The organism is Bradyrhizobium sp. USDA 376, from assembly GCF_054063675.1.
Genome location: NZ_JBSSGN010000001.1, coordinates 8,690,398 through 8,703,540 on the forward strand (window position 1 = coordinate 8,690,398; position 13,143 = coordinate 8,703,540).

The 13,143-nt window shown below is 67.6% G+C and carries 11 protein-coding genes; 6 read left to right on the top strand and 5 right to left on the bottom strand.

The genetic code is table 11. The annotated features are described in order from the left end of the window. Positions 1–3 precede the first annotated feature (3 nt). The 3 genes from ACVJ19_RS40925 to ACVJ19_RS40935 are packed head-to-tail and all read right to left on the bottom strand — an operon-like array spanning position 4 to position 1,543. Complete coding sequence (locus ACVJ19_RS40925) at positions 4–267, bottom strand: DUF6111 family protein (protein ID WP_453954722.1); 264 nt, start codon at positions 265–267, stop codon at positions 4–6. Continuing rightward, the gene (locus ACVJ19_RS40930; protein ID WP_453954723.1) at positions 264–935 is read right to left on the bottom strand and encodes a CoA pyrophosphatase; all 672 of its coding nucleotides are present in this window, start codon (positions 933–935) and stop codon (positions 264–266) included. The genes ACVJ19_RS40925 and ACVJ19_RS40930 overlap by 4 nt, the downstream gene beginning before the upstream one ends. Continuing rightward, positions 932–1,543, bottom strand: coding sequence for a DUF1285 domain-containing protein (locus ACVJ19_RS40935; protein ID WP_453954724.1), 612 nt, complete (start codon positions 1,541–1,543; stop codon positions 932–934). Before ACVJ19_RS40935 ends, ACVJ19_RS40930 begins: the two co-directional genes overlap by 4 nt. 263 nt (positions 1,544–1,806) lie before the next feature. Between ACVJ19_RS40935 and ACVJ19_RS40940 the strand changes: the two genes are divergently transcribed. From ACVJ19_RS40940 to ACVJ19_RS40965, 6 genes are all read left to right on the top strand, one after another. Further along, positions 1,807–2,805 carry an AAA family ATPase gene (locus ACVJ19_RS40940; protein WP_453954725.1) on the top strand — a complete coding sequence of 333 codons (999 nt, stop codon included), beginning with the start codon at positions 1,807–1,809 and terminating at the stop codon, positions 2,803–2,805. After that, the gene (locus tag ACVJ19_RS40945; RefSeq protein WP_453954726.1) at positions 2,805–3,749 is read left to right on the top strand and encodes a DUF58 domain-containing protein; all 945 of its coding nucleotides are present in this window, start codon (positions 2,805–2,807) and stop codon (positions 3,747–3,749) included. Before ACVJ19_RS40940 ends, ACVJ19_RS40945 begins: the two co-directional genes overlap by 1 nt. Continuing rightward, entirely contained in the window at positions 3,746–6,559 is a 2,814-nt protein-coding gene (locus tag ACVJ19_RS40950) for a DUF4159 domain-containing protein (protein WP_453954727.1), read from the top strand. Before ACVJ19_RS40945 ends, ACVJ19_RS40950 begins: the two co-directional genes overlap by 4 nt. 145 nt (positions 6,560–6,704) lie before the next feature. After that, positions 6,705–8,768 (top strand): hypothetical protein, encoded by a 2,064-nt coding sequence (locus ACVJ19_RS40955; RefSeq protein ID WP_453954728.1) that lies wholly within the window; start codon positions 6,705–6,707, stop codon positions 8,766–8,768. Between the two features lie 331 nt (positions 8,769–9,099). After that, a complete protein-coding gene (locus ACVJ19_RS40960) occupies positions 9,100–9,504 on the top strand; it encodes a DUF2946 family protein (protein WP_453954729.1) in 405 nt (134 codons plus the stop codon). Positions 9,505–9,652: 148 nt separating this feature from the next. Further along, complete coding sequence (locus tag ACVJ19_RS40965; RefSeq protein WP_453954730.1) at positions 9,653–12,034, top strand: TonB-dependent receptor; 2,382 nt, start codon at positions 9,653–9,655, stop codon at positions 12,032–12,034. A 42-nt stretch (positions 12,035–12,076) separates the two neighbouring features. Here ACVJ19_RS40965 and ACVJ19_RS40970 read toward each other — a convergent pair whose 3' ends face one another. Both ACVJ19_RS40970 and ACVJ19_RS40975 read right to left on the bottom strand, forming a co-directional pair. Further along, a complete protein-coding gene (locus ACVJ19_RS40970; protein WP_453954731.1) occupies positions 12,077–12,559 on the bottom strand; it encodes a GNAT family N-acetyltransferase in 483 nt (160 codons plus the stop codon). 20 nt (positions 12,560–12,579) lie between these two features. Then, positions 12,580–13,095 (bottom strand): GNAT family N-acetyltransferase, encoded by a 516-nt coding sequence (locus tag ACVJ19_RS40975; protein ID WP_453954732.1) that lies wholly within the window; start codon positions 13,093–13,095, stop codon positions 12,580–12,582. Positions 13,096–13,143 lie beyond the last annotated feature (48 nt).

Below are 13,143 nucleotides of genomic sequence, written 5' to 3' on the forward strand. Positions count from 1 at the left end.
CCCCTATCTTTCCGTGCCCGGCACGAACTTGCCGTCCTCGATATGGGCGGGAACGTAGGTCGAATCCGGTCCGGCGCCGGAGAATTGTGCGAGGGCAATCAGGCCCGCGATCACCATCGCGAGCGCGACCAGGGCGAGACGGGCGACGACCGTGACGGGCCAGGACGTTCGCGCGAACAGGCCGGACCGGGTGGCGGCCAGGAACAACGCATAGACGACAAAGGGGATGAGGAAGATTCCGATCTCGGTCAGAACCGTCCGGATCATGATGAATAGATCCGCTCATACAGCACACGCAGCATTCCGGCCGTCGCACCCCAGATGTAGCGCTCCGCGAACGGCATCGCGTAGTAGAACCGCTCCATGCCGCGGAATTCCTTGCTGTGCAGCTGATGGTTCACCGGGTTCATCAGGAAGGATAGCGGCACCTCGAACGCGTCATCAACCTCGGAATGGTTGATGGTGAGCGCAAAGCCCGGCCTGACCCTTGCGACCGTCGGCAGGATGCGGAAGCCGAAGCCGGTGCCGTAGAGGTCGAGATAGCCGATCGGCTCGACGAAGTCTCTGGACAGGCCGACCTCCTCCTCGGCCTCGCGCAGCGCCGCGTCGAGCGGGGATGCGTCCATCGCGTCGATCTTGCCGCCGGGAAAGGCGATCTGGCCGGCGTGGTCGTTGAGATGGGCCGAGCGCTGCGTCAGCAGGATGGTCGGCTCGGGATGGTCGACCACGGCGATCAGCACCGCGGCCGGCCGCACCGGCTGCTCGCGTGCGATGATCTCCAGCATCTTGTCGGTGCCGGGATCGCCCGAGGCCGGGATGATGTTGGGATCGTAGAGGCCGGGCGGCACGTCGAAGCCAAGCCGCGCCCGCGAGCGGGCGAAGAAATCTGCAGCTCCCAGCGCGACAGGTTCGTTCCTCAAGATAGGCTTGTTCAAAGCGCGGCCCTCACCTGCTCCGCGTCGGCCATGGCGAAGAATTCGCCGGCCGACTCGACGCCGAACATCGGCTGGCCATCGACCATCCGCTCCTCGCCCATGTCAACCAGATCGTAGTAGAGCGCGCGGGTCACCTTGGCCCAGAGATCGGCGCGGACATGCAAGTAAGGCGTCAGCCCGCCGTCCGCCGCCTGCTCGAACCTTAGCCGGTGCGCGGCATCGCAAATGACCCAGTCGTCGACATTGGTGCGGAAGCTCAGCACGCGATGGTTGTCCTCGCCGTCTTTCTGCATTTCGACCGCCATGAACGGCGCGTCGTCGACGCGGATGCCGACCTTCTCCACCGGCGTCACGAGGAAGTGCTTGTCGCCCTCGCGCTTCAGAATGGTCGAGAACAGGCGGACGAGGGCGTGACGGCCAATTGGCGTCCCCATGTAGAACCAAGTACCATCGGCGGCGATTCGGATGTCGAGATCGCCGCAAAACGGCGGATTCCACAGATGCACCGGAGGCAGGCCCTTTTTGGCGCCTTCGGCACCGGCAGCACTCTTGGCGGCGGCAGTCAGCCCCTCAAGACCGCGATCGGCGCTCTGCCCTTGGTTCGCCATGGTTTGCCCTGACTTTGTCATCTGGCACGATTGGTGCAGGTCTACGTTGGAGATTGGTGCTCGGTTCCATCCCGGAAAAGTCCGGTGTGGAGGTCGCCACTTCGTGATGCCCTACATACCCTTAAGCCGATAAGGTGGGGATAGGTTAATTCAACGAATACATGGCCTTCCTGCAAGTCTAGCATAGGGCCCATGTGATGGCGTGACGACGCGGGAACGTGACGACGCAAGCAAGCCGCATGGCAGGCTGAAGGAGCGAGCGAATGGCGGAGAGTGTCGAGAAACTCGAGGACGGGATCGTCCGTTCGGCCGAGCAGGTGTCGGCCCAAATTCGCGCGGCGAAGGAGGCGATCGCATCCGTCATCTTCGGCCAGGACCGCGTGATCGAGAACACGCTGGTCACGATCCTCTCCGGCGGCCATGCGCTGCTGATCGGCGTGCCCGGTCTTGCCAAGACCAAGCTGGTCGAGACGCTCGGCGTCACGCTCGGTCTCGACGCCAAGCGCATCCAGTTCACGCCCGATCTGATGCCGTCTGACATCCTCGGCGCCGAGGTGCTGGACGAGAGCACCGCGGGCAGGCGCGCCTTCCGCTTTATTGCGGGTCCCGTGTTCGCGCAGCTCCTGATGGCCGACGAGATCAACCGCGCCAGCCCGCGCACCCAGTCGGCGCTCCTGCAGGCGATGCAGGAGCAGCACATCACCGTGGCCGGCGCGCGTCACGATCTGCCAAAGCCCTTCCACGTGCTCGCGACGCAAAACCCGCTGGAGCAGGAAGGCACCTATCCGCTGCCCGAAGCGCAGCTCGACCGCTTCCTGATGGAGATCGACGTCGACTATCCCGACCGCGAGGCCGAGCGCCGCATCCTGTTCGAAACCACCGGCGCCGAGGAGACGCTGGCGAAGGGCTCGATGACGGCGGATGCGCTGATCACCGCGCAGCGGCTGGTCCGCCGCCTGCCGGTCGGCGATTCCGTTGTTGAAGCGATCCTGTCGCTGGTGCGCTCGGCCCGTCCGGGCGAGGAGAGCGGCGAAGCCGGCAAGTTCATCGCCTGGGGCCCCGGCCCGCGCGCCAGCCAATCCTTGATGCTCGCCGTGCGCGCCCGCGCGCTGATCGACGGGCGCCTCGCGCCCTCGATCGACGACGTGCTCGACCTCGCCGAACCCATTCTGAAGCACCGCATGGCACTGACGTTCCAGGCGCGCGCCGAAGGCCGCACGATTCCGGACGTGATCCGGCAATTGAAGACACGGATCGGTTGATGGCTGCAGAGACCGGGCACACAGCGAAGGAGATCATCGCGATCCGACGTGCCGATGGCGAAAGCCGTACGCTCGCCGCTTCGCTGCCGCGCCTCGTCCTCGAAGCCCGCCGTGTTGCCGCCAACGTCATCCACGGCCTGCACGGCCGGCGCCGCGCCGGCTCCGGCGAGAATTTCTGGCAGTATCGCCGCTTCGTCTCCGGCGAGCCGGCGCAGAACGTCGATTGGCGCCGCTCGGCGCGCGACGACCATCTCTATGTCCGCGAGCTCGAATGGGAAGCCTCGCACACGGTCTGGATCTGGCCCGACCGCTCGCCCTCGATGGCGTTCGCCTCGAAGACCGCGCGCGAATCCAAGCTCGAGCGCACGCTGATCGTCGCCTTCGCGCTGGCCGAGCTGCTGGTGTCGGGCGGCGAACGCGTCGGCATTCCCGGGCTGATGGCGCCGACTGCGAGCCGCAGCGTCATCGACAAGATGGCGCAGGCGATGCTGCATGACGATGCCGACCGCCTCAGCCTGCCGCCCTCTTTCGTTCCTTCCGCGCTGGCCGAGATCATCGTGCTGTCGGATTTCTGGTCGCCGATCTCCGAGATCAGTGCGACGCTCGCCGGGCTCTCCGGCTCCGGCGCGCATGGCACGATGGTGCAGGTCGTCGATCCCGCCGAGGAGTCGTTCCCCTATTCCGGCCGCATCGAGTTCGTCGAGCCCGAGGGCTTTGGCGTGATCACCGCCGGCCGCGCCGAGAGCTGGGCGCAGGACTACACCGCGCGCCTTGCGCTGCACCGCGACCAGATCCGCGCCGAGACCTCGAGGCTCGACTGGCTGTTCACGACGCATGCGACCGACCGCTCCGCCGCCGAGCTGCTGCTGTATCTGCACGCCGGCATGCAGGTAAGCAAATCGGGCGCGCGCACCGCGACCATCAAGGCGGGGCCGGCTGCATGATGGGATTGCCGCTCGCCTTCACCGAACCGCTGCTCCTGATCGGCCTCGTCAGCCTGCCGGTGCTGTGGTGGCTGTTGCGCGTGATGCCGCCGCGGCCGCGCCGGATCGAGTTTCCGCCGACGCGGCTGTTGTTCGACATCGCACCGCGCGAGGAGACGCCGTCGCGGACGCCGTGGTGGCTGACCGCGCTGCGCCTCCTGGCTGCGGCGCTGGTCATTTTCGCCGCCGCCGGGCCGATCTGGAATCCGCAGGTCGGCGCCGCTGGCAGCAAGGCGCCGCTGATGATCATGCTCGACGACGGCTGGAGCGCGGCTTCGAATTGGGACGTCAGGATCAGGGCCGCCGACGAGCTGATCGCCAACGCCGACAATGACCGCCGCGCCATCGCGCTGGTGCCGCTGTCCGAGCCGAACCGCGACATCACCCTGATGCCGGCGGGCGCCGCGCGCGTCGCGCTGCGCCAGCTCGCGCCAAAACCCTACTCGATCGATCGCGTCGAGACGCTCGCCGCCGTCGATCGTTTCCTGAAAGCGACCGGCGACTGCGAGATCGCCTGGCTGTCCGACGGCGTCGATACCGGCCGCGGCGAGGAATTCGTGGCTGGCCTCGGCAAGACCATCGGCGATCGCAGCCTGACCATCTTCGAAGGCGGCACGTCCTCGCCGCTGGCGCTGGTCGCGGCCGAGAACGCCGCCGCCAGGATGACGGTGAAGGTGCTGCGCACCGACAGCGGCATTGCGGTGGGCACCGTGCGCGCGCTGGACCAGAAGGCCTCGCCGATCGGCGAAGCACGCTTCTCGTTCGGCCCGCAGGACAAGGAGACCAACGCCGCGTTCGACCTGCCGGTCGAGCTGCGCAACGACATCACGCGGCTCGAGATCTCGGGCGAGCGCTCCGCCGGTGCGGTGCAGCTGCTCGACAAGCGCTGGCGCCGCCGCGCCATCGGCATCGTCTCGGGGGCGACCAGCGAGACCGCGCAGCCGCTGCTGGCGCCGACCTTCTACCTCACGCGCGCGCTGGCGCCGTTCGCCGACGTGCGGCTCGCCGACAAGGGCTCGCCGCAGCAGGGCATCACGCAATTCCTGGACCAGAAGCTGCCGATGATCATCCTCGCCGATGTCGGCACCATCGCGCCTGAAATCCGCGAGCGCCTCAATGCCTGGATCGACCAGGGCGGCGTGCTGGTGCGGTTCGCGGGGCCCCGTCTGGCGCAGGCCGAGGACGATCTCGTGCCGGTCAAGCTGCGCAAGGGCGGCCGCACGCTCGGCGGCAGCCTGACCTGGGAGAAGCCGCAGCATCTCGCCTCTTTCGCCGCCGACGGCCCGTTCGCCGGCGTCGTGGTGCCCAAGGATGTCACCGTGAGCCGGCAGGTGCTGGCCGAGCCGGACGCCGTGCTCGCCACCAAGAGCTGGGCCTCGCTCGAGGACGGCACGCCGCTCGTCACCGGCGAGCATCGCGGCAAGGGCATCGTCAGCCTGTTCCATGTCAGCGCCGACATGCGCTGGTCTGATCTGCCGATGTCGGGCATCTTCGTCGAAATGCTGAGGCGGGTGGTCGACATGTCCGGCTACACCACCAAGCCCGGTGCCGGCGTCGCCAGCGAGGCGACCACTGAAACGGTGGCGCCGCTGCACATCCTCGACGGCTTTGGCGCCTTCGGTCCGCCGCCGGCGACCGCAAAGCCGCTGCCCGCGGATTATCGCGACCGCGCCACCCCCGATCATCCGCCCGGCTTCTACGGTCCGGCAGAAGGACCGCTCGCCGTGAACACGCTTGCTAGCGCCGACCGCATCGCAGCCCTGAACACCGCGAGCCTGCGCGCCCGGCACGCCACCTACACCAACGCCGAGCCGCGCGATTTGCGCGGCTGGCTGCTCTCGACCGCGCTCGGGCTGTTCCTGATCGACGCCATCATCGTCGCGTTGCTCGGCGGCGGCCTCGCCGCGTTGCTGCGCCGCCGCGCCGCGCCTGCGGTGATCCTGCTCGGCCTCGTGCTTGCGGGCGTCTCCGTGCTGTCGCCGACGCCGTTGCGCGCCGACAGCGCGTCCGACGAGTTCGCGATGAAGGCGGTGTCGCAGACCCGCCTCGCCTATGTCGTTACCGGCAATGCCGACGTCGATTCCATCGTCAAGGCCGGCCTCACCGGACTGACGCTGTTCCTGGCGCAGCGCACTGCGCTCGAGGCCGGCGATCCCGTCGGCATCGATCCGGCGCGCGACGAGCTCGCCTTCTTCCCGCTGATCTACTGGCCGATCGTGCCGGGCGCGCCCAAGCCGCCGCAGGACGCCATCAACAAGATCGACGCCTATATGAAGCAGGGCGGCACCGTGCTGTTCGACACCCGCGACGCCTACGAGGCGCCGCCGGGCGATAGCGGCGCCTCGCAGACGCCGGGCATGCGGGCCTTGCGCGACATCCTGTCCTCGCTCGACGTACCCGAGCTCGAGCCGGTGCCGCGTGAGCACGTGCTGACCAAGACCTTCTACCTGCTGCGCGACTTCCCCGGCCGCTTCAACACCGGCCAGACCTGGGTCGAGACCCTGCCGCGCGACGAGGACGAGGACAGCGCGCAGCGTCCGGCGCGCGGCGGCGACGGCGTCTCGCCGATCATCATCACCTCGAACGATCTTGCCGGCGCCTGGGCCGTGCGCCCCGACGGCCAGTACATGCTGCCGGTGACCAGCGGCGACACCCGCCAGCGCGAATTCGCCTACCGCGCCGGCGCCAACATCGTGATGTACACGCTGACCGGCAACTACAAGGCCGACCAGGTGCACGCACCGGCCCTGATCGAACGGCTGGGGCAATAGAGATGCGTGTGACGAGCCACATGCCCCGTCATTCCGGGATGGTCCGAAGGACCAGACCGCAGGTGCGCATTGCGCACCGGGGAATCTCGAGCTTCCGGGTTCGCCTCTTCGAGGCGCCCCGGAATGACGTTGATAGGTCTGTCTGATGAATTACGGCATCGCGTTCACGCCGCTTGTTCCCGCGATCGTCCTGTGGCTCGCGCTGGCCGCGATCGTCGTCATTGCGATTCTGCTGCTGGTGGCGCGTGCGCGCGGCGCGGCCGTGCGCGTGGCCGCGCTGGCGCTGTTCCTGCTGGCGCTCGCCAATCCCTCCTTCACCCGCGAGGACCGCGATCCCCTCACCTCGGTCGCGGCCATCGTCGTCGACAAGAGCCCGAGCCAGAATTTCGGCAACCGCAATCGCGAGGCCGCCCAGGCGCAGGAGGCGCTGGTCGACGGCCTGAAGAAGATCAAGGGCCTCGAGGTCCGCGTCGTCGACGCCGGACAGGCCGACGGCGAGACCGACGGCACGAGACTGTTCGGCGCCCTCGCCTCGGCCTTGTCCGACGTGCCTGTCGACCGCGTCGCCGGCGCGTTCCTGATCACCGACGGCCGCGTCCACGACATTCCCGCCAATGCCGCCGCGCTCGGCTTCCAGGCGCCGGTGCATGCGCTGATCACCGGACAGAAGGACGAGCGCGACCGCCGCATCGCGATCACGGCGGCGCCGCGCTTCGGCATCGTCGGCCAGATGCAGACCATCAGCTACCGGCTCGACGACCAGGGCGTGTCCGGCGAGCGCGCCAGGGTCACGGTGCGCCGCGACGGCGAGGTCATCAATGAGCGCACGCTCACGAGCGGCCAGAGCGCGAGCGTCGACGTCGACATCAAGCATGCCGGCCCGAACATCGTCGAGATCGAGGCCTCGCCGCTCGAGAAGGAGCTGACGCCGGTCAACAACCGCGCCGTCGTCGCCATCGACGGCGTGCGCGACAAGCTGCGCGTGCTGCTGGTGTCGGGCGAGCCGCATTCCGGCGAGCGCACCTGGCGCAACCTGCTGAAGTCCGACGCCAGCGTCGACCTCGTGCACTTCACGATTCTAAGGCCGCCGGAGAAGCAGGACGGCACGCCGATCAACGAATTGTCGCTGATCGCGTTTCCGACCCGCGAACTGTTCCAGCAGAAGATCAACGAATTCCAGCTGATCATCTTCGACCGCTATGCCCGCCAGGGCGTGCTGCCGATCGCCTATTTCGACAACATCGCGCGCTATGTGCGCGCGGGCGGTGCGGTGCTGGTCTCGGCCGGTCCCGACTACGCCTCCAACACCAGCATCTGGCGCACGCCGCTGGATTCGGTGCTGCCGGCCGAGCCGGTCGGCGTGACCGAAAAACCGTTCTATGCGCATCTGTCCGACCTCGGCAAACGCCATCCGGTCACGCGCGGGCTGGAGGGATCGGGATCCGAGCCGCCGCGCTGGAGCCGCTTCTTCCGCACCGTCGACACCCGCAATTCCGTCAACCCGCCGGTGATGACGGGCCTCGACGGCAAGCCGCTGTTGTTCCTGTCGCGCTTCGGCGAGGGGCGCGTTGCGCTTCTGCTCTCCGACCACATCTGGCTGTGGGCGCGCGGCTATGAGGGTGGCGGCCCGCATCTCGATTTGCTCAGGCGGATGTCGCACTGGCTGATGAAGCAGCCGGACCTCGACGAGGAAGCGCTGCGCCTCCAGGTGCAGGGCAAGAATCTCGTCGTGGTGCGCCAGACCATGTCGGACAGCGTCCAGCCTGTCAGCGTGACCTCGCCGTCGGGCGTGTCGCAGGACCTGACGCTGAGCGCCGGCGATCCCGGCGAGTGGCGCGCCAGCCTGCCGGCGAACGAGCTCGGCCTGTGGCAGGCGACCGACGGCACGCTGAAGGCCTTGATCAATGTCGGACCGACCAATCCGAAGGAGTTTTCGGAGGTCACCTCCACCACCGAGACATTGAGGCCGCTGACGCAGGCGACCGGCGGCAATGCCGTGCGCGTCGTCGACGGCAACAGCGTCGAGCTGCCGCGCATCGTGCCATCGCGGTCGGCGAGCGTCTTCGCCGGCGACGGCTGGATGGGCGTGCGCATGCGCGATGCCAGCGTCGTGAAGGGCGTCGGCGTGCTGCCGATCTTCGCCGGCCTGATCGGCCTGCTGCTGCTGCTCGGCGCTTTCGCCGCGACCTGGGCCCGCGAGGGGCGGTGATCCTCTACGGCGGGATGGCTCTAGGTTGAACCGATAGTCTCGGGCTCGTTCAACCTCTCCCGCTTGCGGGAGAGGTCGGCGCGAAGCGCCGGGTGAGGGTTCTCTCCATACAGGGGTTCTCCCGCAAGCGGGAGAGGGAGCGCACCTCCTTCGTGGCTGCATCAGACCTAATCTCATCAGGCGCTAGTTGCCCGAACGACACATCGGACCGGCTGCCTGCGCTCCCAGGGCCGCACGCCGTTGACATCCGCAGACCGATCAGGCGATGTTACATTGTAACATCGCGACGCCCTAGGGATTGGCGCCTCGCGATGCGGGGTGGCGTCTGCAGATGAAGTGGTTCCGGTCGCATATCAGGCACGGTGCCCGGCTCGCGTTGTTCGCGATGCTGGTGCAATTCGCGCTGACCTTCGGCCACAGCCACTGGTTCGCCCAGGCCGCCCCCCTCGCCCAGTCCTCGCTCCAACAGACGGACAACGCCAAGGCGATCGCGTCGATCGACCGTGCGGCGATCCAGAAGCAATCGCCCTCTGCCCCAGACCGGGAGCAGCCGGGCGACGACAATTGCGCGATCTGCGCCGTCGTCGCGATGGCGGGCACAATCCTGTTCGCGACGCCGCCGCTTCTGCAGCTGCCGCAGGCGATCGAGCTGCTCCATCGCACCACTGATGCCGAATTCATCCATCTGAAATCGGCCGGCACGGCATTCCAGCCGCGCGCCCCTCCCGCGTCCTGACTTCCAACACCGCGTGATCACGCTCGGACCCGCCGCTTTCAGGCGATCGCCCGGGAGAAGTTGAAGTCGAATTCCGTCGCGCTGCGACGGCAGGCCGCCTCCGATCAGCACACCAACATGCGGACGGCGCCTGAGTGGAATCAGGACCATGTCATTTGAATTGCGACGCGTGCAGCGTCTCGGCGGAGCGAGCCTGCTCCTGCTCGGCGCCGCCGCCACATCCGCGCTGGCCCAAGAACCGGCACCAGCGCCTGCACCAGACAAGTCGTCGACGGAGATCCCGGCCGTCACCGTGACGGCGCCGAGCCCGATCGTGCGCAGGGTGGTGCCGACCCGCAGCCCGGTCCGCGTCGCGCGCACCGGACGCTCGCGCAGCCAGCAGCGCACGGCGGAAGCAGCGCCGGCAGCGCCCGCGACGGCCGCGCCTCAGCAGGGCGTGCTGCCAATCGTGACCAACCAGTTCGCCACCGTCACCGTGGTGCCGAACGATGAGATCCGCCGCGAGGGCGGCGGCCAGCTCGGCGATTTGCTGTTCTCCAAGCCCGGCATTACCGGCTCGAGCTTTGCACCCGGCGCCTCCAGCCGGCCGATCATCCGGGGGCTCGACGTCAACCGCGTCGGCATCGTCGAGAACGGCACCAATGGCGGCGGCGCCTCCGACCTCGGCGAGGACCATTTCGTGCCGATCGATCCGCTCGCGACCAACCAGGTCGAGGTGGTGCGCGGGCCTGCTGCGCTGCGCTACGGCTCGACCTCGATCGGCGGCGTCGTCAGCGCCACCAACAACCGGATTCCGGATGCGCTGCCGTCCTGCGCGCCGTCGTTCCAGAGCTACGGCCTGCCGACCAAGGCGCCGCTCGCATCAGCCGCGACATCGCCTTGCGTCACCGCCGAGACGCGCACCGCGTTCAGCTCGGTCGATCGCGGCGTCGAAAGCGGCGTGCTGCTCGACACCGGCGGCGGCAATTTTGCCTTCCATGCCGATGCCTATGGCCGCAGCACCACGGACTACGGCATTCCGAGCTATCCCTACCTGACCGATCAGACGCGCACCATTACCAACGGCCGCCAGCCCAACTCGGCGACGCGGTCGGACGGCGCCTCGATCGGCGGCTCCTACTTCTTCCAGGGCGGCTATATCGGCGCGGCGATCACGCAGAACGACTCGCTCTACTACATCCCCGGCATCGACGGCGCGGACCACAACACGCGGATCGACGGTCACCAGACCAAGATCAACGTCAAGGGCGAGTACCGGCCCGATGCCGCCGCGATCGACACCATCCGCTTCTGGGCTGGCGCCACGGATTATCGACACAACGAGATCGGCCTTGCCGATCCCGCCGATCCCAACACCGACGGCGTGCGGCAGACCTTCACCAACAAGGAGCAGGAGATCCGCACCGAGGTTCAGTTGATGCCGTTCAACGCGCGCTTCGCCGAGGTGACGACGGCGCTGGGCTTCCAGGTCGGTCACCAGGAACTGACCGCGCCGAGCCCCGACAATCCCGGCACGCTGTTCAACGGCCTGTGGGACCCGAACAACAACACCCGCGTTGCTGCTTACGCCTTCAACGAGTTCAAGTTCACGGACGCGACGCGGGCGCAGATCGCCGGCCGCATCGAGCATGTCGAGCTGCACGGCACGACGCCGAACTTCCCGGCGGATTATTTGCCCGACGGCACGCCGCAGGTGGGCATCGCACGCAATCCGTCCTTCACGCCGAAGAGCGGCAGCATCGGCCTGTTGCAGGACCTGCCGGGCGGCATGGTCGGCAGCATCACTGCGCAATACGTCGAGCGCGCGCCGAAGGCGGCCGAGCTGTTTTCCCGCGGCGCCCATGATGCGACGGCGACCTTCGACATCGGCAATCCCAACCTCACCATCGAGACCGCGAAGTCCGTCGAGCTCGGCGTGCGCAAGGCGACGGGACCGTTCCGTTTCGAGGCGACCGTCTACTACACGCATTTCGACAATTTCATCTTTCGCCGCCTCACCGGCGTGATGTGCGACGACGATTTCGCCTCGTGCGGCACGCCGGGCGCCGAGTTGAACCAGGCGGTCTATTCGCAACGCAATGCCAATTTCCGCGGCGGCGAATTCCAGTCGCAGCTCGATATCGGCGCGTTCCAGGGCGGCATCTGGGGCATCGAGAACCAGCTCGATTTCGTGCGCGCCACCTTCTCCGACGGCACCAACGTGCCGCGGATTCCGCCGGTGCGGCTGGGCGGCGGCGTGTTCTGGCGCGACGACAACTGGCTGATGCGTGTCAACCTGTTGCACGCCTTCGCACAGAACAACGTCGCCGTAATCGCGGAGACGCCAACGCCGGGCTACAATCTGCTGAAGGCCGAGGTGAGCTACAAGACCAAGCTCGACCGCAACTGGTTCGGCGCGCGCGAGATGATGGCCGGCATCGTCGGCAACAATCTCCTCAACGAGAGCATCCGCAATTCGGTGTCCTACACCAAGGACGAGGTCTTGATGCCCGGCATCGGGGTGCGGGCGTTCGCGAACTTCAAGTTCTAGGCGCGATCGTGTCGGGGCCCGCGCCTGCGGGCCTCGACCTGCTCACGTCGAACACGCCAGCCGCTTCTCGAAACGCCACTGGTCGACCGGGAACGGCCCGTTCGAGGTCTCCGACAACATCACGAAGGTGCCGGCGTTGCGCCAGCCGCTCTTCTCATAGAACCGCGCAGCGCGGGTGTTGCCGACGGCACATGCCAGCCACGCCAGCTCCACACCGCCCGCAGCGAGCCGGGTCTCGGCATCAGCGATAAGCGCGGCGGCCACGCCCGCGCCATGCGCCTGCGACGACACGAAGAGCTGGTACAATTCATCGCCCCGAATAGCGCAGAAGCCGAGCGGCGCACCGGCTGGGCCGACGACGCTGATCGTGGGAAGCATGACCGCGAGCCGGTCGCGAAAGCTTGAGAGGGTGCGGAGGCGGACCAGGTCGGGCGGCGCAAGCGAGGCATGCGATCCATGCCAGGCATCGTGCCACAGCTGTGCGAGATGATCGATCTCACTGGCGTCGGTGGGCCGCACCTGCATGGTCGAAGCTCCAGTAGCAGCTACCCGCGCGCCTTGCTCCAGTCGGGCACGACCGCTCCCGACACGCCCTCGAAGGCGCCGTCGACGAGCTCGAACACCAGGACGCGGGCGGCATCGACCGGGCCGGGCATAGTGACGCGGCCCTTGGGCACCTGCTTGAAGCCGACGCGGCTGTAATAGGGCTCGTCGCCGACCAGCAGCACGAGGCGGTGACCTCTCTCCTTGGCGTCCTTCAGCGCGCGCTCCATCAAAAGGCGACCGATGCCGCGGTCGCGGAACGGCGGCTCGACGGTGAGAGGTCCGAGCAGCAGCGCGGGCGTGTCGCCGACCAGCACCGGCAATTGCCTGACCGAGCCGACCAGCAGTGTGCCGATGCGCGCGGTGAAGGAGACGTCGAGCAGATGGTCGACGTGCTCGCGGATGCGATAGGCGCTGAGCACGAAGCGGCCGGGGCCGAAGGTGCGCTCGTGCAGCCGTTCGATCGCCTGGGCGTCGCCGGCGGCTTCGGGAAGGATGGTGAGCGAGAGATCGTTCATGTCGGCATGCGTCTTCGAGCGAAATGGACCCGGGTTCGCGTCACGAAA

Coding starts and splice junctions, on each gene's coding strand:
- ACVJ19_RS40965 (WP_453954730.1), top strand. CDS start 9,653: ATGTCATTTGAATTGCGACGCGTGCAGCGTCTCGGCGGAGCGAGCCTG.
- ACVJ19_RS40940 (WP_453954725.1), top strand. CDS start 1,807: ATGGCGGAGAGTGTCGAGAAACTCGAGGACGGGATCGTCCGTTCGGCC.
- ACVJ19_RS40975 (WP_453954732.1), bottom strand. CDS start 13,095: ATGAACGATCTCTCGCTCACCATCCTTCCCGAAGCCGCCGGCGACGCC.
- ACVJ19_RS40945 (WP_453954726.1), top strand. CDS start 2,805: ATGGCTGCAGAGACCGGGCACACAGCGAAGGAGATCATCGCGATCCGA.
- ACVJ19_RS40950 (WP_453954727.1), top strand. CDS start 3,746: ATGATGGGATTGCCGCTCGCCTTCACCGAACCGCTGCTCCTGATCGGC.
- ACVJ19_RS40970 (WP_453954731.1), bottom strand. CDS start 12,559: ATGCAGGTGCGGCCCACCGACGCCAGTGAGATCGATCATCTCGCACAG.
- ACVJ19_RS40960 (WP_453954729.1), top strand. CDS start 9,100: ATGAAGTGGTTCCGGTCGCATATCAGGCACGGTGCCCGGCTCGCGTTG.
- ACVJ19_RS40935 (WP_453954724.1), bottom strand. CDS start 1,543: ATGGCGAACCAAGGGCAGAGCGCCGATCGCGGTCTTGAGGGGCTGACT.
- ACVJ19_RS40925 (WP_453954722.1), bottom strand. CDS start 267: ATGATCCGGACGGTTCTGACCGAGATCGGAATCTTCCTCATCCCCTTT.
- ACVJ19_RS40955 (WP_453954728.1), top strand. CDS start 6,705: ATGAATTACGGCATCGCGTTCACGCCGCTTGTTCCCGCGATCGTCCTG.